Here is a 23,091-nt window from a genome sequence, read left to right as displayed (position 1 = left end):
ACTGCATAAGTAACGCATCAGCGTCTTCCTACACATCGCTATGAAGGCATGACGCCTCCTTCCATAGCGTCAGCCTGATGCATAGGCATTTTGAAATTCCTATGCATCAAGCGCAAAAGTCGAGACTTTTACCGATTGTGTAAGGATAAAATCTATAACCTTTGCTATCAGGTGTCAAAATTATAGTTTCATGGCCCTAAACTGACGGATTGCTAGCAGGTGCCCTGACGTCAGTTTAGAGTGTACTTTATTCGGACACAGCCCAGCGGCACGAGGGCCTGCCTCCTGCCGACATTGCTTACCGTACGATTTTTTCCGTATTCTGTAGGCTCACCTTAAAGGCAGTGGCAGATGAGCTGGACAGACATCACCGACAATGGACGAGTCTACAGCATGGCGCATTTGCAGCCGTTCACACATGTTTATAAAGTCGATGAGCGCGATATCACCGTCCACTTCACCTTCGGGTTCCATTGCTTTACCGATGAAAAAGACGACGGCAAGTTGATTTCTAATCGTGGCGAACGTCGCTCCTTCTCTCCGACTCGCTGGGAAGCGAGCAAAGAGTTAGACCCCTGGATACGTAATCGGCTGCTTGATGCCCGTGTAACTCTTTATCATGACCACAAGCGGCAACGCCGATACTTCTGCATGGATCTGTACGATTACGCGCTGTTCTTTCAGATTACCAAACCGGAGAGCACCGTAGACACGCTTAAAATCCTAGTGATTTCCGCGTACGGCGTTGATCAGTGGGGCCGTTCCGGATTGCCGCACAAAGGACCTCACCACAACTTGAGTTGGGTGTTGAGCCAGCGGGCCCAAGGCATCATTCTCTAACCCCGAAAAGCAGAAAGCCCCAACACTTACGTGTCAGGGCTCTCTGTGAATCTCGTTAAAGGTCTACCTTTTCGCACATCTCGTGCTTATCCAGCCAAGGCTCGGAGAGGCATTTCGGCCTCCGGATCGCCACCCCTCGTTTCCGAAGTTCCAGTCTGTGACGACACCTTGAGTATATCAAAAAAGATGACGTACGTGTCAACTCAATTGACAAAAAGCTTGGCAACATAAGGTTTGGAGGCTTAGCCGTGAACGATCACCTGCATAACCTATGCTTTTAGGGCTTAAATTCACTTTCTGTTCCGTTGCCCCCCAAACCCCGCTTAGGCCAACGCGGGTTTTTTCTTGCCTGTAGGTGTAAGCCAGAATCCCAGAAATTTTGGTCATGGGGCATGTGTGACCTCAGCCAGGCAGGCCGAATGCTTAGCGTACGATTTTGTCCGTTCTCTCTATCCACCCCAAAAACAATGCACCTTAGTCGTGATGAACAGAAAAAAGAGATTGAAGACGCAGGTTTTGTGCCGATCTCATCTTATAATCAAACAGACTTTGTAAAGGACAGGGTGGCGGTAGAAGTTCAGTTCGGAAAATATTCTTTCGTTGCATACGATCTATTTGTTAAGCACATGGCGTTTTATGTGGGTGATGTAATTGATATAGGAATAGAAATATTGCCTATGAAATCTTTGCAAACAGAAATGTCATCAGGACCTGGGTATTACGAAGGGGAGCTTTACAATCTTATACGTCAGGGCAGGGGAATTCCTGCAGTTCCGTTAGTTGTTATCGGAATCGCTCCATAATTATCTAATAACCCTGTGAAATCATCCTCTCGCTGTTATTGTCAAGTACGTCCATGGCGGCCTGCATTTGACTTGGCCAGTTTGCCCCGATTGTGTGCGTTCTCAACGGTTCACGCTCGATCACTTAGCCTTTAGGGAAGGTCTGAAGTAGCCGGATGTTTTCCGGCTACCGAGTCCTCAGCACTTTTCAAAAAACGATGCATGTCGAAATTTGCTCAATTATCTTCGCTTTTTAGCTCTTTCGGCCGCTGCAAAGCCTTTTGCGGTAACCATTTCCTGCATTACACGCGCACCTCTCCTGCGCTCGCCAACAAATGTCGGCGGGCCATCCACAGGTTTGACAGGGCGAACAACGTCACCATCTGCGCGGTGTTCTTGGCCAAGCCCCGAAAGCGCACTTTTTCATAGCCAAACTGGCGTTTGATGACCCGAAACGGATGCTCGACCTTGGCGCGAACCTGGGCCTTGGCCTTCTCGATTTTGCGGATCGCCTTGTACAAAATACTGCGTTTTCCGTGCTTTTTGTAAGTGCTGCGGCGGGCGGCAATCTGCCAAATGACCTTGCGCCCAGCGTGTTCTTCGCGCTTCTCGACCCCGGTGTAACCTGCGTCGGCGCAGACTACGTTTTCCTCGCCGTGCAGCAGTTTGGCAACCTGCGTGACGTCTGCCACATTGGCCGCTGTTACTACCACGCTGTGCACCAGGCCTGACTCGTCGTCGGCGCCGATGTGAGCCTTGGCGCCGAAATAGTACTGGTTACCTTTCTTGGTTTGATGCATCTCAGGATCGCGTTTGCCATCCTTGTTCTTGGTCGAACTGGGCGCGTGAATCAGCGTGGCATCGACGATGGTGCCTTGACGCAACGACAAGCCACGGTCGCCCAGATAACCATTAATTACGCCGAGAATCCCGGTCGCCAACTCGTGCTTTTCCAGCAGACGACGGAAGTTGAGAATGGTGGTTTCGTCTGGAATTCGCTCCAGGCTCAGGCCTGAAAACTGACGCAGGATGGTCGTCTCATACAGCGCTTCTTCCATCGCCGGATCGCTGTAGCCGAACCAGTTCTGCATCAGATGAACACGCAGCATCGCCATCAGTGGGTAGGCGGGCCGGCCACCTTCTCCTTTTGGATAATAGGGCTCAATCAGGGCAATCAAACCTTTCCAGGGCACCACCTGATCCATCTCGATCAGGAACAATTCCTTACGGGTCTGCTTGCGCTTGCCGGCATACTCGGCGTCGGCGAAGGTCATCTGTTTCATCATCGAAAAGCTCGGCGACTGGTGTCCGGAGATTTTGCCAAATTAGGAAGTCTTTTTCAGAGTTTCCTTAGCATTTCTGAAACACCACACTAAGAACAGGCCCAAGGAATAAAGGGTATATTTTAGCCATCTGCTTACCGTATCGCGATACCTGAAGCTATCGGGCCGTGTTAAAATCTACAGAAAATTGCTCACTAATATTGAAGGAGTTAAATATGGCTTTTGATGCATACTTAAAAATAGAAGGCATTCCCGGCGAAGCACTTGACACCCAGTTCAAGGACTGGATCGAAATGGAAGATTTCGACGTGGGTGCAAGCCAATCTGCGTCAGCCACTGCCACCAGCGCTGGCGGGGCCATAGGTGGGCGCGCTCGTATGAGCGATCTGTTCTTTCGTAAGGCCGTAGACAAGTCAACGCCTAAACTTCACGAGGCTTGTTGCAGTGGGAAACACTTCAACGAGGTCACGATCGCAGTTAATCGCGCTGGAGCTGAAAAGTTCAAGTACTTGGAAATTAAACTAGAAGAAGTAATTATTTCTTCCGTATCGCTTAACGGGAACGGTAACGTTGAAGGCGGCTTTCCTACGGAGACGGTGCGCCTAAATTATGGCCGTATGAAAATGACATACGCGCAACAAAAGCGTGCCGATGGTCAGGGCGGTGGTCAGGTTGTTGGTGGTTGGGACGGTATCGCTAATAAAGTATATGCCTAAACTAGAAAAAGGAGAGTTTTTCCATGGCCTCCCCTACTATTGATACTAATAAGATTGCCTATTGCACATTCGAGCTAACAGGGCAAGCTACCAGCTTGTTAAAGTGCAGCGATAACCAGAGCTATGAGGCTTTTTCCGGCAAGACTGATTTCGTCAATAATCCAGATGAAGTAGGCAACGCGAAAAACGGGCCTCTACCTCCAGGGCGGTATTATATACTTGACAGGGAACACGGCGGCAGGCTGGGCTGGATTAGAGATCCGATTCATGATTTATTCGCGCGCACTGATCGGGATGATTGGTTTTCTCTTTATCGAGACGACGGGAGCATTGACGATGAAATAATTATTAATAATGTGACCAGGGGAAGTTTTAGGTTGCATCCGGCGGGCCCCATGCGAGTCAGCGAGGGCTGTGTAACATTGCCGTCAAAACTTGGTTTTGAACAGTTAAGAATCTACTTACGTAATATGCCTGGAGATATGATTCCGGGCACTACAAAAAAATATTATGGGATTTTAGACGTCATTGATCCTAGGGGAGAGAGATAATGCGAGCCATAAAGGCTATCTTCAAATTTCTTGCGATCTTAGTCGTAGCTTCCTTGGTCGCGAGGACCGCTATAGTTAGCGGTTTGGTTCAGGCCGGACTAGACACTTCGATAGGCAATGCTATTGATACTAGCCTGCAGAATTTCTTTGGCATTAACGGAGGCGAAGATGCAGAGGGAATGAAAATTGATATAGTAATCGTCACTTCCTTAATTTTAGTCACTGCGTTATATTGGCTGCTGTCACGAATAATATCCAGACGACTTTCTAACAAGTAGAAATCACTCATAACTTATAAAGTTGTTGTCGCTGATGCTGAATTGACCTACGTGCTGAATTGATCTTGGCTACAGCTTTGTAGGCGTTAACTGATCTGGCTTATGAGTCACGTAGGTGTAACAACCTTCAGTCGAAATGGTCCCGACCTGCAATCATTGCGTTTTTCGACCGGGATTGATTGCGTCTATCCGGCACCGCGAACCAGCATTTACTGCAAACGAACCTGCATCCACCCACTTCGACCTGCAATCGAGAGCGGCCGACCAGGATTAAATGCGACTGAAAACCGATGATTTAGGCGGGGTTTAGGGGGCCGGGGAGCAATGGAACCGTAAACGCACTTAAGACATGGTTAGAGTTCGCTAATCCCCTCAGGTGGTGGGGATTAGCGAACTCTGATTTGCTGAACGAGTTTATCGAACCGATTTTCGGGGTGTTATTGGGGTCGATAGAGAAAACGGACAAAATCGTACTACAAGGGCTTCCCCATTGAGCACAAGCCCAATAGTTTCTGTTTGACTCCGCTGCATGTGCCGGATCGACTGAAAGAAGGTGAAGGACTGCGGTACTACAAACGGTCATCTTGAGCTGATCGCTCGGACCCTGATGAAAGACGCACGTGAGGGCCTCGTTCGCTAATCGGGACTGAATTTCCCATACGATTTTTCAGGTATCCCTCACGCAGGTCCAACCCGCTTCACATCAACGACGGCAGTGCACATTGATCCTTTTATCCGCTCATGATCCTCGCCCTAACGCCTTACAAGGTGATCAGTCATGACCTCTGGTGTTTACGCGCCCGTTGGTTCTGCCTGTTCAGGCTTGAACAGGGCAGCCTGCGGCTGCAAATCGCCCGTTCTTGCGATCGCGTAGCAGCAGAAACATCGATTTGAGCTTTGTCATGAGGCCCATTATTGATCACCATGAAGCCTGCTTACCCACCGCTGCTGCTTCAGATGAGTCCAGCCTACACACCTCGACCGCTCAAAAACATCTTCACCGCTAACCAGTGCTGGGCACACCTCATGTACGTATAGCGCCGTGGCGGCGGGGGCGGAAATTTCGGCACAGATACACCCGCAGGCTCTCAGTGGTATCCAGCGCAACAGCAGGATCGACAAAGCAGTCATCGAACACATCGCTGACCATCCGGCAGTCAAGGCCTCCAGAGCATCGCCGAGGCGAAAAATCGAATAAATCAGCGGCTCCCTTGCGAAATACGGCGTTATTCATGCGTAGGAATTTTTAGGTTCCTACACATGAATCTTTACGGTTTTATACTCCTTGCCGTTTGATAAGTTCAAATCCCTGCGCATAAACAAGGTTGAACGTGTCTAACGCATGCATTATTTCTTCGTCAGGCAGGCTGGCGGGAACTGTCAATACCGGTTCGCCACCGGCACCTCGCGCTGTAGCCGTATGGGGATTCGACTTCCGATCAATCCGAATATCATTGGGGTTTACGAGGTAAAAAAGTTGGTCATGTGCTTCTTCCGTGATTGCTGATAGAGTTTGGAAACTGAGCAGTTGACGCTGAGAGGAAGGTGATATCTATTCAAATTCCGCACCGAAGATCCAGAAGCTTTTAAGCATAAGCCTGTTTGTTTCAGTTTCGCGGACTGTTACCTCTGGCGTTTCCGAACGCACGTGCTGAGGGGGCGGCACGTATTCCTGTTTGCAGCAAGATATCTGACACGGTGCTCCTCTTGTCCAATACGGTAGCGATGGTTGTGATGCTCCGGTGGCGCAATGCTTTCAGACTCAATGGGAAAAGCCGTATCGAAGTGAGGAAGCTCCTCAGTCAAACTTTGCGCTTCTTGGAGTATCCTGTAGGCATCCAGATTGCTGCTCCAATTATTAATTCTTACCATTGAACTTCTCCTTGAATAAAAAGTCATAGTGACCCGCTAGGGTCAAATCATTGCATTCCATTGAGGATCACAAAGCGCTGTAACTGAATTACGGTCTTCTGTAATCCCACCATCTACAAATCGTCTCTTTTTCGCAATTTTTCCGTAACACAGGCCTTGTGTTAGCTTAGCCAGCGATTTGGTTCCATCAGCAATAGGTCCAGAGGGTCTTTATTGATCTGCATCAAAAAAACATGAAGTTTTAGGCTCGAGACAAGAAGCATGGGTAAAGCCAGCGCCGGAACCGCTGAAAATCAGCAGCGTGAACGACATGTTTCCCGACGCTTCTTGCGTAAGCGTTTCGATGAGAGAAGGGCCAGGCGGATTCGCCATCACCGCCGTCATTCACCACGATGAGGAGCCTCCCTGCTGACGTGGCCTCTGCACCGCCTGTTTACACACCTCGACCGCTCAAAAACCTCTTCACGGCCAACGGCTGCTGGGCAGATTTGCTGGAAGCCGGCGGTCTGCGCCAAATCGAAGTGGAGTCGATCAGCAAAATGCTCGCCTGCGGCACCTCGATACTGGGCGTCAAACACTACACCTGCGGCAACGACAGCTGCCCGCACGTCAAATACCTGTGCAACACCTGCCATTGCCGGGCCTGTCCCTCCTGCGGCAAAAAGGCCACCGACCAGTGGATCGCCGTGCAAAACAACCGTCTGCCCGACTGCCCCTGGCAGCATCTGGTGTTCACGCTGCCCGACACGCTGTGGTCCCTGTTCTTCTACAACCGCTGGCTGCTCGATGCGCTGTTTCGGCTGGCGGCCGATAACCTGATCTACGCCGCCAAGCGGCGCGGTTTGCGCGTCGGGATTTTCGGGGCGCTGCACACCTATGGCCGGCGGCTCAACTGGCATCCCCACGTCCACCTGTCGGTGACCGCGGGCGGCCTGGATGAGCAGGGCGTCTGGAAAAATCTGTCGTTCCACAAAGAGGCCCTGCGGCGGCGCTGGATGTGGCTGGTGCGCGATTACCTGCTGGGACAGCCGCTTTCGCAATTGACGATGCCGCCGCAGCTGGCCCACATCCTCTGTGAAAGCGACTGGCGCCGTTTGATACTGACCGCTGGCGGCCAGCACTGGCACATCCACTTGTCGAAGAAGACGAAAAACGGCCGAAAGACCGTCAATTACCTGGGCCGCTACCTGAAAAAACCGCCGATCTCGGGCAGTCGTCTGGCGCATTACACCTCTGGAGCCACGTTGAGCTTCACCTACCTGGATCACCGCACACAGACCTATCAGCAGGAAACGCTGAGCAAGGCCGACATGCTGCGCCGGGGGGTGCAGCACATCCCGGAGAAGCATTTCCGGATGATCCGGTATTTTGGTTTTCTGGCCAATCGGGTCTGCGGGCAGTACCTGCCGAAGGTCTATGAAGCACTGAAGATGACGACGCCAGGACCGGTACCAAAGCTGTATTTTGTGCAGATGGCCAAAGCCTTTCTAAACGTCGATCCGTTCCGTTGCGTGCTGTGTGGCGCGCGGATGGTATACACGGCGGCAATCAACGGGCTGACGGTGCAGGGACTGATCCTCAACGCTCAGGCGATTGCGCAGATGAGGTACGTGAAGCCCTGACAGGGGGTAGGTGCGTCCGCACCTAGGCTTCGCGGTGAAATAACCTGCATTAACGCTTACTGATAGGGATTTTCACTGCATCAGCGTCTTCCTACACATCGCTATGAAGGCATGACGCCTCCTTCCATAGCGTCAGCCTGATGCATAGGCATTTTGAAATTCCTATGCATCAACAAGGATGGCAAACGCGATCCTGAGATGCATCAAACCAAGAAAGGTAACCAGTACTATTTCGGCGCCAAGGCTCACATCGGCGCCGACGACGAGTCAGGCCTGGTGCACAGCGTGGTAGTAACAGCGGCCAATGTGGCAGACGTCACGCAGGTTGCCAAACTGCTGCACGGCGAGGAAAACGTAGTCTGCGCCGACGCAGGTTACACCGGGGTCGAGAAGCGCGAAGAACACGCTGGGCGCAAGGTCATTTGGCAGATTGCCGCCCGCCGCAGCACTTACAAAAAGCATGGAAAACGCAGTATTTTGTACAAGGCGATCCGCAAAATCGAGAAGGCCAAGGCCCAGGTTCGCGCCAAGGTCGAGCATCCGTTTCGGGTCATCAAACGCCAGTTTGGCTATGAAAAAGTGCGCTTTCGGGGCTTGGCCAAGAACACCGCGCAGATGGTGACGTTGTTCGCCCTGTCAAACCTGTGGATGGCCCGCCGACATTTGTTGGCGAGCGCAGGAGAGGTGCGCGTGTAATGCAGGAAATGGTTACCGCAAAAGGCTTTGCAGCGGCCGAAAGAGCTAAAAAGCGAAGATAATTGAGCAAATTTCGACATGCATCGTTTTTTGAAAAGTGCTGAGGACTCGGTAGCCGGAAAACATCCGGCTACTTCAGACCTTCCTTAGGTCGTGAGCACTTCGATTTTAAATGTTCGATTGAAGTGATAACCAAGTAAATTAGCATGCAACATGCTACGTAAACTTTAATTCAGTTACTGTGCTGCATTCTGCCCCTGCAACCGCCGTCTAAAAATAAAGGTTTGCAGTTAGAGCTCAGACCATAGCCAGTAAAATATATTTTATTCAATAGACTGCTTTATGTGGAACCGATCGAGGGGTTCTGACCACATAAGTAAAAATCCAAGATGGAGAATGTGCTAAAGCAGATTATGCCATAACAAGCCTGTAGCTCACTAGCCGTCTAATTTGATCTTTTGCAAGATATTCAATAAATAGCTTTTAAATTAATACTTACACAGGCAGGAATGATGATGAGAATACAAGGTGGTACGCCTTTTAGCATTCAACAGAACACAATGTCTGAGCATAACCCAGCTCAAGAGCAAGGGAGGTTTTCTTTCGGCGAGGAAAGGGTTTCAATCAGCTCGCCTGTCGGCTCCCAAGCATCAGTGTCAACGGAACCCGCTGAAAACGCACGAGTTATGAGCGTCATGCTGAGTCCACAAAGGCCAAATGTAAAGAAAGCCGATCTTATTCCAGGCGATATTTTGCTTCTGATCGATGAGCCACATGATACCGAGAAGCTGCATAAAATTATTATTGCAGGCCAAAAACTTGAAGGTCTGTCTATGCTGAGGAATAATCTAGGTAAAGCCAGTGCGGTTCACGCAATATTGTGGACTCGAAATCCCCAAAATCCAGTTTCAACCGAGCGTGGTGGGAAGGGGGAGAGTGAAGTTGTTGAAATGCGCGGCGGCGGTATAATGGACACCGCCTTGCGCAAGGGCCTTTATCAGGTTTACCGGCCTAAAGACAAAAATATAGGTGACTGGGCAGCGCAGTCAGCCATGTCATGGGCAAGCGAACGAAAAATACCTTACAATGCAATTAAGTCCGCTAAGTCTGTCACTCGCTTCTCAAATTTTGGCCCATTAGCCATAGCCTCTGCAAAAAAATATGGGAAAGACGCGTTCGAATCCAATCCAAAGTGGGGGGAAGACTGCGCGTTCTGTTCTCATCTTGTACTTGCTGCTTATCAGGCAGCGGCCCAAAACGTGGGAACTCCTTTGAGTGGGGCATTAAAAGTGGATGCGAAAGGATGTTCTGTTCGAACGCTTAGTCACTTTCTAAAAAAAGACACGACCCAGTTCGAGTTCACTGGTCACTTACGTATAAAACCAGACGAAGTTCTTTTTCCTGAGGATTAATTCTATAGATTTGTCAGGTTGTGTCGAAAAAAGATAGGAATTTAAGCTCGATAGTTGCCACAGTCGACAGCCTTCAGTCGCAATTAATCCTGGTCGGCTGTGCTCGATTGCAGGTCGAAGCGGATGGGGGCAGGTCGAGGCCATTTCGATTGCAGGTCGTTACAACTACGCCCCAGCAGACGAGCAATCTCTCGCTGACTGAGATCTCGGTATTGTCCGATTTGAATGGCGACGCGTTCTTCTATGCTGAGTTCGGTATAAGACATTGCCGCACCTTACCTGAGGTAGGGGTGTTGCACTCAGTTTTTGCGGCCGCCTTTCCTTTTGAGTAGAAAACTATAATTCAATTACCGGGTTTTAGTGGTATCTCATTGGCATGAAATGCGGTATGTGATAGTTTAAATCTGAACGGTTTTTGCTAAAACCTTTGACTTTAAGGATAATCCAATGTGGAACTTTAACAACTGGAGCAACAATCTAGATGCATACCGGAGACTCCAAGAGGCGCAAATCGGAACTGAAGAACTCCCTCCACTCGATAGCACTTTGACAGTTCATGCCGAGGGTATAGAGTCACAGGACCGGCAGAAAAGTCATCGGCACCTCATTCAGCAAGAAGAATACCGCGGCCGACATCTAGTTGAACAAGCAGAAATACAGGCTTATGCTCAGCACGTGCATTCAAAAACGCCAGAGATAATAGCAGGGATGCATTCTGTTCCCGAACACCTTGAAAATATATCGTTTAGAAATGGCGGCAGAAAAAATCCATATCCGGAGGATGAGGAACTCATCGCAAGGTTTCATATAAGCGCCGACGCTGGTGAGAGTAACGAGAACACCGTGCTAATTTACAAAAAAACCCTGACTAAGTTTAGCACTTGGCTCAGGATGGCCGGCAAGCCTGGTTTGCATGCCCGGCTGTTTGATGATGGACTAGCGGAGGACCTAAAAGAATTTGTAGCGCGGACGCAAAAATGGCATTTTCCATTAACGGTATTGAACTATCTTAGGGAGTCGGTCACTAACAAAAGTGGAGCGGTGACTATCCAGGGCTTCGATCGGAAGTCTATTCAAATTACAAATGAAGATGAATGGCTAATCAGTGAGGCTTTTCCCGAAGATGATGTGACCTCTAAAGGTTACTTAGATCACTTGAAACGCTTTAGCACATGGCTCGGTGAAAGGGGCGAACAAGGGTTGTGCGAAGAGGATAGCCTGCACTCGGGCCATTTGACAGCCCTGGCTAGAATGTACACCAAAGAAGCAACGGGCCGTGACAAGCTGGTTCCGGCACTGAAGCATCTGCGACACTTTGACCTTACAGGAGTTAAGGTGTATGCCGTCAAGAGAAACACCCGTGTGCTTCCAGAGGCCGATCGGCTACTCAGTGAGCGATTTGCAGTTTGGTTGAGAAAGCAGGGATATGGCGGGAAGGTTAACCGTCGCGGTAAAGAAGATGGCGCCTCCGTGCAGGCAAGCTCATTGCGTTCGTTTAGTGCTTGGCTGCAACAGGAAAGGCACGCGCCGATATCCTTGGCGTCCCGTCTTCAAAACAGGGACGAAGGCTTGGATATCGAATTGGATCTCTATACGCATGCAAAGAGCGCGAGCTTTGCCAGGACTATGAGAACAACACTACGTCGAGCTCGGCAAATGGTGGCCGACTCCCAGACTGATTCCATCCACCATGTCTCCGGCTTTACCGGCTTCAGCCAATTGAGCCTGCATCCGTCTTGGCTTGAAAGCCAAGGTGGAGCGGAGCCATCCGCTTCGGGGGGATCCGTAAACCAGTACCCTGATTCACCAGCGAAATCCTCCTATTCTTCAATGTTTCCGCCCACACCTTTGAGTGGTTGGCCCCTGGTACCTCAAGACTCGTGGTCAGCCCAACTTGAGCACTCATCTGTTACGTTGCCAAATTCAGATTGGTCAGGTTGGGGCTGGGATCCAGATACGCCGCAGGCAATAACCGGGCCTTTACAGCAGCCTGATACAGAAATGTCGGACTCTATATTTGGCGATCTTTCTTCAATCAATTCCTTATCTTACCAGGACGTCACAGGTCCCTCTCAACAGCATGAAGTTTTAGATGTGGACAGTTCATCGTCTAGGGCTACCATTGACATTATCCAACGTTTGGCTAACGATCCTTGGCTTTGGGACAGTGACATCGTTAGATACACTAGATACGTTGAGGCAGAATTGCAAGGTCACCCTCGGGCGGCTCTACTGAATTTCGTTGATCCTCAACAAGTTCGACTTTTGGTAGAAGGAGACCAACGGCTACGCAATGAAGTTCTTCCTCATCTCACAGGCCGCAATACGCCACCGATTCTGCTAATGCCTGTAAATAATAATAATCAGCACTGGTCGCTGCTTTGCGTCAATAGACAAACAGGACAAGCCTTTCACTATGACTCAATGGTTTCCCCCGAGACAGCCCATCTCGCCACTAATACATCTCAGTACTTCTTGGCAAGACGAATAGCAATGAGTATGGGTGTAGCAAATGCCCCAATGGGCATGCCGATTGCTCGGCAGAGAGACACATACTCGTGCGCTGACCATGTTCTCACTGGAATTGAGGCATTAGCGCGCAGGACGGTTAGTGGCCAGATATTTCAACCTGAAGGTATGGACCTCAAAGGAGTTAGACCAAATCGGGATCATGTCGTCGAGATATTGAAACGAACCGAATAGTGCGCTGTGGAGGAAGATTTCGACCATTACGACGACTGAAATCAGCTTAAAGTACTTTAAAATCCGTTTTCTCAGGCGTCCCCTTGTATGCTCCCGGTTTTACGTTGAGTTCCAACGCGGACGATTGACCTAGGGAAACTCTGAAAAAGACTTCCTAATTTGGCAAAATCTCCGGACACCAGTCGCCGAGCTTTTCGATGATGAAACAGATGACCTTCGCCGACGCCGAGTATGCCGGCAAGCGCAAGCAGACCCGTAAGGAATTGTTCCTGATCGAGATGGATCAGGTGGTGCCCTGGAAAGGTTTGATTGCCCTGATTGAGCCCTATTATCCAAAAGGAGAAGGTGGCCGGCCCGCCTACCCACTGATGGCGATGCTGCGTGTTCATCTGATGCAGAACTGGTTCGGCTACAGCGATCCGGCGATGGAAGAAGCGCTGTATGAGACGACCATCCTGCGTCAGTTTTCAGGCCTGAGCCTGGAGCGAATTCCAGACGAAACCACCATTCTCAACTTCCGTCGTCTGCTGGAAAAGCACGAGTTGGCGACCGGGATTCTCGGCGTAATTAATGGTTATCTGGGCGACCGTGGCTTGTCGTTGCGTCAAGGCACCATCGTCGATGCCACGCTGATTCACGCGCCCAGTTCGACCAAGAACAAGGATGGCAAACGCGATCCTGAGATGCATCAAACCAAGAAAGGTAACCAGTACTATTTCGGCGCCAAGGCTCACATCGGCGCCGACGACGAGTCAGGCCTGGTGCACAGCGTGGTAGTAACAGCGGCCAATGTGGCAGACGTCACGCAGGTTGCCAAACTGCTGCACGGCGAGGAAAACGTAGTCTGCGCCGACGCAGGTTACACCGGGGTCGAGAAGCGCGAAGAACACGCTGGGCGCAAGGTCATTTGGCAGATTGCCGCCCGCCGCAGCACTTACAAAAAGCATGGAAAACGCAGTATTTTGTACAAGGCGATCCGCAAAATCGAGAAGGCCAAGGCCCAGGTTCGCGCCAAGGTCGAGCATCCGTTTCGGGTCATCAAACGCCAGTTTGGCTATGAAAAAGTGCGCTTTCGGGGCTTGGCCAAGAACACCGCGCAGATGGTGACGTTGTTCGCCCTGTCAAACCTGTGGATGGCCCGCCGACATTTGTTGGCGAGCGCAGGAGAGGTGCGCGTGTAATGCAGGAAATGGTTACCGCAAAAGGCTTTGCAGCGGCCGAAAGAGCTAAAAAGCGAAGATAATTGAGCAAATTTCGACATGCATCGTTTTTTGAAAAGTGCTGAGGACTCGGTAGCCGGAAAACATCCGGCTACTTCAGACCTTCCCTTGGCCTGGACGATTGATTACACCGACACGGCCGCAACACAGTTGCGGAAGCTCGACAAGCAGTCAGCGAAGCGCATTCTTGACTTTATGGATGAGCGGGTGTCCAGCAGGGACGATCCTAGAACTACTGGCAAGGCGCTAACAGGCCCATTGGGTGGTTTGTGGCGGTATCGCGTAGGAGACTTCCGGGTAATCTGCGAGATACAGGACGGCGCCTTACGGATACTGGTTGTACAGCTTGGCAACCGTCGAGAAGTTTACCGCTGAAACCAACGTAACCCACTGTCGCGTCCAGTTGAAGTACACCTCAACCCGGCGTCAGGTCGCTCACCGGCACCGCTTCAGACTAGGGCGATTTACTGTATTTCCTGACGGATCGCCGTCAACGTCTATGACCTCAACCTGACAAAATTCACGCTAGCGTACGATTTTTTCCGTTTTCTCTATTCGCCCCTTAATACCCCACCAGCGATCGACAGCGGTGGTACGGCATTAGTGAACATGCTTGCCTCCGTGGCGACGCAAATGAGAAATCGTCTGATAGTTTGCGCGGAAAAGTCGTTCATGAAAGCCACCACCCCGCATCAGCTCTTCTCGATGCTCGGCTACAAATCCTAGCCTAGCTAGCTCAATATCATCACCGAAAGCCACAGCCCGATTAGCGGATCTCATCAATGCGTTAGCTTGCTGTAACCGCAGAATGTCAAACCGGTAATCCGGTGCGCGGATAAAATGAATAGCTCCCATGACTAACCTCCATATTTTACAATTTAACGCAATAACTCGGTTACTTACTGAGCCTTACGATTGCCGCTTTCACCTCAACAAGGATCTCTGCATATTCTTTTGAATGCATGCCACCGCTTTCCTTGAACTGAATCGCCCCGGGTTTCGTAGACACCTCCATGCCTTAAACTGAGGCCAATCAGGAGGTGCCATGAGCAACCCACGTTATTCCGAAGAATTCAAAATCCAAGCGGTCAATCAAGTGACCGAAAAGAAGCTGCCTGTCGCTGATGTGGCGGCGCGTCTTGGCGTGTCGACGCATAGCCTCTATGCCTGGATAAAGCGCTACAGCAAACCTCAGGCAGAACGGCAGCAAGACGATGATCAGCACGCTGAACTGCGTCGTCTGCGAGCGGAACTCAAGCGGGTCACTGAAGAGCGAGACATCTTAAAAAAGGCCGCCGCGTACTTTGCCAAGGAGTGCGGCTGAAGTACGCCTTTATCAAGCAGCGCGCGGGCGACTACTCCATTCGACGGCTTTGCCTGACGCTGAAAGTCCATCCCAGTGGTTATTACGCTTGGTTGTCTGAGCCGCAATCTGCACGCGCTAAAGACGACCAGCGATTGCTGGGTTTGATCAAGCACTCGTGGCTGGAGAGCGGCGGAGTTTATGGCTATCGCAAAATCCATGACGACCTGCGCGAGGTCGGTGAAGATTGTGGTCGGCATCGTGTGGCGAGGTTGATGCGTCTTGAAGGTCTGCGCTCTCAGACAGGGTATCGACGTCGCCCTGGAAAGTACGGCGGTAAGCCAGCGGTCGCCTCACCCAATTTACTGAAGCGCGAGTTCGATGTCGTGGAACCCAACAAGGTTTGGGTCACCGACATCACCTACATTCGTACGTATGAAGGCTGGCTGTATTTGGCGGTGGTGCTGGATCTGTTTTCTCGTCAGGTCGTTGGCTGGTCAATGAAGTCGCAGATGACCAGTGATTTGGCCATTGATGCGTTATTGATGGCGGTTTGGAGGCGAAAACCGAAACAAGAGGTGATGGTTCACTCCGACCAGGGCAGCCAGTACAGCAGCTCCGATTGGCGCAGTTTTTTGAAGGCAAACAATTTGGTTGCCAGCATGAGCCGCCGAGGCAATTGTCATGACAACGCCGTGGCTGAGAGCTTTTTCCAGCTTCTGAAACGGGAACGAATCAAGCGGAAAATCTACACCTCACGGCAAGATGCTCGTAGTGATGTGTTCGATTACATCGAGATGTTCTACAACCCAAAACGCCGCCATGGTTTCAACAATCAGCTGTCACCGGTAGAGTTTGAAAAACGTTACGCAATGAGCTTGCAAGGTGTCTAGAGAATCCGGGGCGATTCATACACAAGCATTTGAACAAGCCACATTCAGCGATGCCCCACTGTATGAGCGCACAGAAGATATTCCGATTGATGGCTACAAGATAAAGAGCCGTTGATCTTGCCTACGTGATCCGCTTGGTATGCATGTCATACCCCAAGCGCCTTACGAAAAGTGGATGCGCTCGGTGATGACGTCAGATTGCAGCAATCCACGTAATTCAAACCTCCCTTCAGCGTGACGGAGGTTTCCTGTAAGCATGGCCTTGAGCAGGTCACGATCCATCAAGGGCTATCGGGAAAGAAAAGCTAACGAGGCAAAGCTCACTGTAACAACCTGAACACATTACCCCAGCCATTACCCTAAAGCTCCCCCCCACTCCGTCGATACCCTCCTTACACCCCGCAATCATGGATCGATGAAATGGTTATCTCACTAACCCCCGGCAACAACACCTCTCCCACCATCACCCTGCCCAATTCCGGCATCACGCTCACGCCGCAGCCGCTCACCGACGCGCAGAAAGAAGCGCTGAAGAACGCTGCCGCTAACACGCCTGCCGTTGTTTACCACCCGAGTACCGAAGTGCCTGCAACCACTGAGCCGATGGAAGCAGTTGATACCTGGATAGGCCGTTCGCAGTCGCCTGACTTCCCGCAGAAGGCGGCGCAGCACAGTAACTCTACAGAGGCGTTGAAGACTTCGTACGAGGCGTTCAAGTCGACGCTGGCGTCTGTCTATCCGGATCTGGCCAGCAAGAAGTTTGGCTTCACGATTGAGGCAAACGGCAATCTGAAGGCGACCAACAGTTCCGGTGAGTTGAGCGATGCGGACACTCAGCAATTGAACACGCTGCTGAATGCGTCCAGTGGGCTGAAAGCTGCAGCCGCCACCTACCGGGAGACGGCTATCGATATGGTCGATGCCGATTCACCGTGGAGCGGCAGTTATCTGGGACGGTACAACCTGACCAAAGAGAACTTCGCCAGCTCGCTGGATCTGGGCGCGTTGTTTATTCCCAAGACGTCGACGCCATCGAAAGATCAGATCGACGGCATGTTCTTCAATCAACTGGCGTACAAAGGTGAGCTGCACACCCAGGAAACGGAAGCGGCGATGCTCGCTGCACGTGCGGCCAAAAAGGCCGCCACTGAGGGTTGATCAACACCAGTCAGCGACTGGTCAGCCGTTGCGGGCGGACATAGTAGTTATCCAACTCGCCGCTCTCAACGAGCTGAAAACCGTGCCGATGTAGAAGCGGTTGGAGTCGCTTTCTTCAAGGCGTCGGTGCGGAATCTTGATTCGGTTGCAACTGGCGAAGCATCAAAATGATGTAGGGACTATCCAGCGACAGGCGGCATGCTCAGTCAGGACGCAACAACGCGGCCCTGATTTACCTACCCAGCCGTTCCGTCGCCTTGCGATAAACCTCTTCCCGTTCACGCTTGTCTACCGCAACCACGAAGACCACAACCTCTTGGTCAATAACCTGATAAACCAGCCGATAGCCGCTACTGCGCAGTTTGATTTTGTAGCAGTCAGGCAATGCATGCAGACGATTGGCTTCAACACGCGGAGCAACCAGAATCGTAGCCAGCTTTTTCTTGAGCTGCTGACGCACGGTATCTCCTAATTTGTGCCATTCCTTTAGAGCCCGCGCATCGAATTCGAGGTTATAGGTCATCCAGTGAAACCTTGACCCGCTGCGGAGCTGCAAGGCGCTCGCGCACAGTTGCCAACAGCGCTTCGTCTTCCTCTGTCATCAGAACCGTCTTGAAGGGTAGCTGACCACGCTCAGCTACGTACTGCAGGGTTTGGCGCAGCAACTCCGAGGGGGTGACGCCAAGCTTTTCCAGCTCGAGGTAAGCACGCGCTTTGAGACCGTCGTCGATACGAACGTTGATAGACGCCATGTGGGCATCCTCCAGTGTAATGACATTTGTATTTACAGTGAGGCAAAGTGGCCATTTTTGCAAGCAGCTGTAAAGATCATTTAGATCCCTACGCTCTCGCTGATCAGCCAAAAACGACAACTGCGGATTAATATTCCAACCCGTCAGCACATCGGCAGACGTTGCGGGCGGAGGTAGTAGTTGTCGAACTCGCCGCTCTCAACGAGCTGAAAACCGTGGCGAATGTAGAAGCGGTTTGAGTCGCTGTCTTTCAAGGCGCCTACCCGTACTGTCGAGGCGGTTGCGTCTGCTTGCGCGAACACCTGCCGAAGCACTGCAGAACCAATGCCCTGCCCTTGAAAGGCGGGCTTGATGTATAGGTGATCCAGCAACAGGCCATCGCTGGTCGGTTTGACGACCATAAAGCCGACCTTGCTGCCGTCTACCTGGATGTAGTGTGTGCATGGCGCAGAAAACCCTTCACGAAAACGCTCTCGGGCGCGCACCGGGTCGAACCGGCCAACGCGCTCGAGGCTTTCGCGCATGGCTTCGATACGTATGGCCACCAAGGTTTCGAAGTCTTCGGGTTGGACCATTACCAGGGTAATGTCGGGCTCGGTCTTGCGGGTCAACGGCATTCGGGTCGCCCTCTGTTTATCGGGAATATCACTGGGCTCGTGGTTTTGGCAACAGATTAGTGCCCGGTCGGCCTCTACGTCAGATGTTCGAAGTGGCTGTTTACAGCCCCCGCGCCGACCACTCCTCCCGCGTCATCTCCCAGACTTCCACTTCGAACCGCCCGCTGACGAACTCACCCTCGTGCGTGCTCACTATGCGCATGCCTTCGTTGATCGAAATACGCCGCGAGGCCTCATTCGGGGCTGCTTTGGGTACCTGCATCACGGGCATACCCATTACTTCGAACCACTGTCGATTGACCACACGGCAGGCGTCTTTCATGTAGCCATTGCCTTGCCAGTCCGGGTGTAGCCAGAAGCCGCGGTTGTTGCCGCGGTGGGTCATGAGGGTAATGCTGCCGATGATCTCCTGGGGCGCGCTGTGTAGGCGGATCATCCAGTGCCACTCGGTGCCGCTTGCGATGGCTGGCAGCGCAACGTCCTGAATGTAGCGCAGCGCACCGTCCTCAGGGTAAGGCCAGGGAACGCGGTTGTTCAGGTACTGCACGATTTCCCATAGCGGGAAACGCTGCTGGACAGCTGGCGCATCCTCTAGCTTCAGGGGCGTCAGCAGTAGGCGGTCTGTGTACAGCGTGGGGGTGTTAGTCATGACTATGTCCCTCTCCGTCGAACAGTGCTCACAGGATGAATGGTCCCGTATGCCGGGGATTAAGTCGAACTGCTTGATGCACAAGGGAGTCTATCCAGCATCTTTTACAAATCGGTAACGCCAGTGCCCAGAATCATTACGGATCAGACACCCCAAAGCGTGGTGGATGAGCAGCAGGTCAAATTGTTTGGCTCGCCCAAGGAACGGCTGGATTTCTATCGACGCGAAATTCATTACGAAACCACCAATCTGTCCAACCGCACCAACGCCTATTTATCAGCACAGTCGTTTCTGGTGATTGCTTACGCGTCGTCCATGGCGAACATGAACACTGAATGGGGCGCGATGTTCACGCTGGTGGTGCCGCCGATGCTGGCCTTGCTGGGGCTGCTCAGCACGCTGTTCGCCTGGCCGGGTATTCGGGCGGCTTGCGACATCATCCAGCACTGGCATCACAAACAGTCTCAGTTGCTGCTCAGCGAGCCCGTCATCGGGCTGACCTATGACGACTCACCGCTGTTCAGCGACTGGGAATCCAGCGAAACAGGGCCGAAAAAGTCCTTGCTGTTCTCCAAGCGCAGCCCTTGGCTGTTCAGCTTTTTCTGGATATTCCTCGGCGGCTTCGCGGTGTTTGTGCAGTTGATTGCGGATTGAGGCGGCCTTTTTTGCCAGGCCGCCTCCCTCACATCAAAAAACGTTGATCGGGTAGTCGACGAAGATACGCGTCTCGTTGCCTTCGCTGTTGTACGCCAACGCATCATCCGAGACACGCAGGAACGAGTTGCGCAGGCGGATCGAGAGGTCCTTGGCCGGGCCGCTCTGAACCACGTAGGTCAGCTGACTGAAGATCTCGCGTTCGGTGCCATCGCCGCTTCCAGGCGTGCCGTCGTCGATATTGTCGCCGCGTACATAAGCCGCTTTGTAGCTCAGACCGGGCAGGACCAGGCCGGACAGGTCGACGCCGTAGGCAGCCTGCCAGGAGCGCTCGTCCTTGCCGTTGAAGTCGGACCAGTAGGAGTTGGCGAGGTAGATGGTGTTGCCGCCATCACCAAAGCCGCCATCGTTGCGATAGCCACCGTAGGCGTAGCCCATGTCGCCGGTGCTGCGCTGGTGTGCGAGGGTGAAGGAGTGGATGCCCACAGCCCAGGTAGCGGCCAGGCTCCAGATTTTGTTGTCACGCGCATCGCTGGTGGTGAAGTCCCTGTCCAGCTTGGTCTTGTAGCCGTTGAAGTCGAGGGTCAGCGACTGATCTTGCGGCAGAGCAAAGACGTAGTTCAGGTTGACGTACTGCTTCTTGAGCACGTCTTCGTTGTCAGAGGCGTAGAAAGCGGCACTGAATGCATCGGTGAACTTGTAGCTGGCACCGTAGACGTTGATGCTTTTCAGATCACCGCTGTCGCGACCCTCAGCACTTTTACGCGCCTCCTGGGTGAAACGCCCGGCAACCACTTCAAGCCCGTCGATCTCTTTAGAGGTGATCATGGTGCCGGTGTAGCTTTCCGGCAGCAGACGGGAATTGTCATAACTGAGTACCGGCAACTGAGGCATCTGGTCGCCGTACTTGATAACAGTATTGGAGATACGGGCCTTTACCGCCGCACCTGCACGGGACAGGTCATCGGCAGCAGCGCCGCTGTCACCCTGCTTGAAAAAGTCGATGCCGCCATTGCCGCTGCGACCCTTGCCGCCATCCAGACGGATGCCGTACAGGGCAAAGGCATCAACGCCGACGCCCACAGTGCCCTGAGTGAAACCGGACGCGAAGTTGCCCATGAAAGCCTGGCCCCATTCGGACTTGTCTTCACGGTCGTTCTTGTAGTCGCGATTGATGTAGGCGTTACGCAGATTGACGATCAGCCTGCTGTCTTCGACGAAACCCTTTGAGTCTGTCTGCCCTTCGGCCATGGCCTGACTGGCGCTGATGATGCCCAAAGCGAGCATGCCCATACGTTTGTTAAGCATCTTGTCTTCCTTTTCTGCGAATTGACACGCGCTGCAGCGACAGCCAATGGCTATCGGGGCCTCCAGCCTCTGAACAAGCAGTATAGAAGGCGACACGAATTCATCGCAGTGGACTGCTGATGCACGTACAGGATTGAGCCGCAGACGGTGGGACGCGAATCCTAGTCCCGACGCATGGGGGTGTCAAACACGCAGATGGCCGGCCTAGAGCGGCTCAGCCAAGTTTGCCGGAGCAATCAACACGCTCGGTCAACACGCGGAGCAACGCTTCGAGCTCGGCCTCGTTGAACAGGCCTGCCGGGTAACGCTGTAACAACATTGCGCGAACATCCGGTCTGGATTTCGCGGGCCTGGTCGTCCTTAACCAATCCGCCACTAGCTGGCGGGCCTCGTTACTGAGAGAAGCAGAAAAACCACGAGCACGCTGCTGGTTCATACCTGCGTTCATAACAAAAACCTCTTGATTTCATGAGGGGCTAAATCTACTCACGCCATATGACAGTCAAGCTAAGAAAACGAACGTTTACCAACCTGCTTCAGAGGTAGCGCTCTGCGCATCTGTTACAGGATGTTACTCGACAGGTAAAAACAAAAAGCCCATCGGGTGATGGGCTTGATACAGCAAGAACGGGACCAGTTGCCCCTTATCGGATGTTACTAGTTATTTCTAACTAGGCCTTGTGAGGGGCCGGTTGCTGCTGCGTCAGGCAGTGAATATTGCCGCCACCGAGCAGTAATTCGCGGCCAGGTGCCATCACCACTTCGTGCTCTGGAAACAGTGTTTGCAGGAGCTCCCGGGCCTTTTCGTCCATCGGATCGTCGAAACTCGGCGCAATGATGCCGCCATTGACGATCAGGAAGTTCACATAGGACCCGGCCAAACGCACTGAAGGGTTGCGTTCCTGACTGCCGTGCACCTGATCGACGCCTGCAGATTCTTCTTCTGTGGCGAACAATGGTCCGGGAATCGGCATTTTATGAACGATAAACGCGCGCCCCTTTGCATCCAGTGTGTTTTCCAAAATACTCAGCGCCGCATGGCAACGTGAATAGTTGGGGTCTTCGGGATCATCGGTCCAGGCCAGTAACACCTCACCCGGACGAATGTAGCAACAGAAGTTATCCACATGCCCATCGGTTTCATCGTTGAACAGACCATCTGGCAGCCAGACAACTTTATCCACAGCCAGATAATCACCGAGGATTGCTTCGATCTGTTCGCGGGTCAGGTGCGGGTTGCGGTTGCGATTGAGCAGGCACTCTTCGGTAGTAATCAGCGTGCCTTCGCCGTCGACGTGAATCGAGCCGCCTTCCAGCACGAAGCCTTCGGTGACGTAACGCGGGCAGCGCTCGATTTCCAGTACCTTCCTGCCCAGCTGAGAGTCCAGGTTCCACGGCGCATACAACCCGCCGTCGAAGCCACCCCAGGCATTGAATTCCCAGTTCACACCGCGCACTTCGCCACGGTCGTTGATGACGAACGTCGGGCCGCTATCGCGCACCCAGGCGTCGTTGCTGCTCATTTCCACAACCCGGATGTTCGGCATGTCCAACCGCGCACGAGCGTTGTCGTACTGCGCGGCAGACACGGCCACGGTAACCGGCTCAAAGCGGGCGATGGCCTTGGCGATCGCAACGTGGGCGGCCTGGGCGGGCTTGCCGCCCAGGCGCCAGTTGTCCGGGCGCTCGGGCCAGACCATCCAGACCTGGGTTTGCGGTGCCCATTCGGCCGGCATGTGGAAACCGTCGGCGCGTGGCGTGCTATTGAGCGTGGTCATGGCG

The 23,091-nt window shown here is 52.5% G+C and carries 20 protein-coding genes and 4 pseudogenes; 14 read left to right on the top strand and 10 right to left on the bottom strand.

All coding sequences use genetic code 11. The features are described from left to right. The first annotated feature begins 351 nt into the window (after positions 1-351). Positions 352-840 (top strand): YjaZ family protein, encoded by a 489-nt coding sequence (locus LJU29_RS26580; protein WP_257111427.1) that lies wholly within the window; start codon positions 352-354, stop codon positions 838-840. 419 nt (positions 841-1,259) lie between these two features. Next, positions 1,260-1,643, top strand: a complete 384-nt coding sequence (locus tag LJU29_RS26575; protein WP_257111426.1) for a BglII/BstYI family type II restriction endonuclease — start codon at positions 1,260-1,262, stop codon at positions 1,641-1,643. A gap of 281 nt (positions 1,644-1,924) precedes the next feature. Here the strand turns inward: LJU29_RS26575 and LJU29_RS26570 are convergent, their stop codons facing one another. Beyond that, the gene (locus LJU29_RS26570) at positions 1,925-2,905 is read right to left on the bottom strand and encodes an IS5-like element ISPsy2 family transposase (protein ID WP_054078085.1); all 981 of its coding nucleotides are present in this window, start codon (positions 2,903-2,905) and stop codon (positions 1,925-1,927) included. Between the two features lie 215 nt (positions 2,906-3,120). On the opposite strand from LJU29_RS26570, the gene LJU29_RS26565 reads away from it, so the two are divergent. The 6 genes and pseudogenes from LJU29_RS26565 to LJU29_RS26545 all read left to right on the top strand — a co-directional run bounded on the left by LJU29_RS26565 (position 3,121) and on the right by LJU29_RS26545 (position 10,052). Further along, positions 3,121-3,621, top strand: a complete 501-nt coding sequence (locus tag LJU29_RS26565) for an Hcp family type VI secretion system effector (protein ID WP_019740153.1) — start codon at positions 3,121-3,123, stop codon at positions 3,619-3,621. A gap of 23 nt (positions 3,622-3,644) precedes the next feature. Further along, positions 3,645-4,172, top strand: a complete 528-nt coding sequence (locus LJU29_RS26560; protein WP_257111425.1) for a DUF2778 domain-containing protein — start codon at positions 3,645-3,647, stop codon at positions 4,170-4,172. Positions 4,173-5,492: 1,320 nt separating this feature from the next. Next, positions 5,493-5,612 (top strand): annotated as a pseudogene (locus tag LJU29_RS29805) (type III effector); the annotation flags it as partial. Positions 5,613-6,735: 1,123 nt separating this feature from the next. Further along, entirely contained in the window at positions 6,736-7,944 is a 1,209-nt protein-coding gene (locus LJU29_RS26555) for an IS91 family transposase (protein WP_257111424.1), read from the top strand. Between the two features lie 171 nt (positions 7,945-8,115). After that, positions 8,116-8,640 (top strand): annotated as a pseudogene (locus LJU29_RS26550) (IS5-like element ISPsy2 family transposase); the annotation flags it as partial. A 686-nt stretch (positions 8,641-9,326) separates the two neighbouring features. After that, positions 9,327-10,052 (top strand): hypothetical protein, encoded by a 726-nt coding sequence (locus LJU29_RS26545; protein ID WP_257111423.1) that lies wholly within the window; start codon positions 9,327-9,329, stop codon positions 10,050-10,052. Positions 10,053-10,216: 164 nt separating this feature from the next. Here LJU29_RS26545 and LJU29_RS26540 read toward each other — a convergent pair. Continuing rightward, a pseudogene (locus tag LJU29_RS26540) lies at positions 10,217-10,318 on the bottom strand (helix-turn-helix domain-containing protein); the annotation flags it as partial. Between the two features lie 181 nt (positions 10,319-10,499). Between LJU29_RS26540 and xopD the strand changes: the two are divergent. The 3 genes from xopD to LJU29_RS26525 all read left to right on the top strand — a co-directional run bounded on the left by xopD (position 10,500) and on the right by LJU29_RS26525 (position 14,350). Beyond that, positions 10,500-12,755 (top strand): Ulp1 family type III secretion system effector isopeptidase XopD, encoded by a 2,256-nt coding sequence (gene xopD, locus LJU29_RS26535; RefSeq protein ID WP_005760395.1) that lies wholly within the window; start codon positions 10,500-10,502, stop codon positions 12,753-12,755. 200 nt (positions 12,756-12,955) lie between these two features. Then, positions 12,956-13,936, top strand: a complete 981-nt coding sequence (locus LJU29_RS26530) for an IS5-like element ISPsy2 family transposase (protein ID WP_054078085.1) — start codon at positions 12,956-12,958, stop codon at positions 13,934-13,936. Positions 13,937-14,014: 78 nt separating this feature from the next. Continuing rightward, a complete protein-coding gene (locus LJU29_RS26525) occupies positions 14,015-14,350 on the top strand; it encodes a type II toxin-antitoxin system RelE family toxin (protein ID WP_257111422.1) in 336 nt (111 codons plus the stop codon). Between the two features lie 225 nt (positions 14,351-14,575). On the opposite strand, the gene LJU29_RS26520 is transcribed toward LJU29_RS26525, so the two are convergent. Beyond that, positions 14,576-14,830 carry a hypothetical protein gene (locus LJU29_RS26520; RefSeq protein WP_257111421.1) on the bottom strand — a complete coding sequence of 85 codons (255 nt, stop codon included), beginning with the start codon at positions 14,828-14,830 and terminating at the stop codon, positions 14,576-14,578. Between the two features lie 190 nt (positions 14,831-15,020). On the opposite strand from LJU29_RS26520, the gene LJU29_RS26515 reads away from it, so the two are divergent. After that, a protein-coding gene (locus LJU29_RS26515) for an IS3-like element ISPsy29 family transposase (protein WP_257111420.1) occupies positions 15,021-16,171 on the top strand; the annotation gives its coding sequence in 2 pieces (ribosomal slippage) (positions 15,021-15,255 and positions 15,255-16,171; 1,152 coding nt in all). Between the two features lie 420 nt (positions 16,172-16,591). Continuing rightward, positions 16,592-17,329 (top strand): hypothetical protein, encoded by a 738-nt coding sequence (locus LJU29_RS26510; RefSeq protein ID WP_005746662.1) that lies wholly within the window; start codon positions 16,592-16,594, stop codon positions 17,327-17,329. A 10-nt stretch (positions 17,330-17,339) separates the two neighbouring features. On the opposite strand, the pseudogene LJU29_RS29800 reads toward LJU29_RS26510, so the two are convergent. From LJU29_RS29800 to LJU29_RS26485, 5 genes and pseudogenes are all read right to left on the bottom strand, one after another. Beyond that, positions 17,340-17,449, bottom strand: a pseudogene (locus LJU29_RS29800) (GNAT family N-acetyltransferase); the annotation flags it as partial. A 112-nt stretch (positions 17,450-17,561) separates the two neighbouring features. Further along, positions 17,562-17,852 (bottom strand): type II toxin-antitoxin system RelE family toxin, encoded by a 291-nt coding sequence (locus tag LJU29_RS26500; protein ID WP_005747800.1) that lies wholly within the window; start codon positions 17,850-17,852, stop codon positions 17,562-17,564. Next, entirely contained in the window at positions 17,842-18,081 is a 240-nt protein-coding gene (locus LJU29_RS26495; protein WP_257111419.1) for a type II toxin-antitoxin system RelB/DinJ family antitoxin, read from the bottom strand. Before LJU29_RS26495 ends, LJU29_RS26500 begins: the two co-directional genes overlap by 11 nt. Before the next feature lie 143 nt (positions 18,082-18,224). Then, positions 18,225-18,698 (bottom strand): GNAT family N-acetyltransferase, encoded by a 474-nt coding sequence (locus LJU29_RS26490; protein WP_002551443.1) that lies wholly within the window; start codon positions 18,696-18,698, stop codon positions 18,225-18,227. A gap of 100 nt (positions 18,699-18,798) precedes the next feature. Beyond that, the gene (locus LJU29_RS26485; protein ID WP_016982663.1) at positions 18,799-19,347 is read right to left on the bottom strand and encodes a GNAT family N-acetyltransferase; all 549 of its coding nucleotides are present in this window, start codon (positions 19,345-19,347) and stop codon (positions 18,799-18,801) included. Between the two features lie 159 nt (positions 19,348-19,506). On the opposite strand from LJU29_RS26485, the gene LJU29_RS26480 reads away from it, so the two are divergent. Then, positions 19,507-20,001 (top strand): hypothetical protein, encoded by a 495-nt coding sequence (locus LJU29_RS26480; protein WP_004667254.1) that lies wholly within the window; start codon positions 19,507-19,509, stop codon positions 19,999-20,001. A gap of 33 nt (positions 20,002-20,034) precedes the next feature. Here LJU29_RS26480 and LJU29_RS26475 read toward each other — a convergent pair whose 3' ends face one another. Continuing rightward, entirely contained in the window at positions 20,035-21,309 is a 1,275-nt protein-coding gene (locus LJU29_RS26475; protein WP_005759645.1) for an OprD family porin, read from the bottom strand. Between the two features lie 671 nt (positions 21,310-21,980). Then, positions 21,981-23,087 carry an agmatine deiminase gene (gene aguA / locus LJU29_RS26465; RefSeq protein ID WP_005759649.1) on the bottom strand — a complete coding sequence of 369 codons (1,107 nt, stop codon included), beginning with the start codon at positions 23,085-23,087 and terminating at the stop codon, positions 21,981-21,983. Positions 23,088-23,091 lie beyond the last annotated feature (4 nt).

It is taken from the genome of Pseudomonas ficuserectae, from assembly GCF_024584585.1.
Lineage (GTDB): Bacteria > Pseudomonadota > Gammaproteobacteria > Pseudomonadales > Pseudomonadaceae > Aquipseudomonas > Aquipseudomonas amygdali.
The sequence above is the reverse complement of the archived record's forward strand: the minus strand, read 5'-3'. Positions and strand labels throughout refer to the sequence as shown.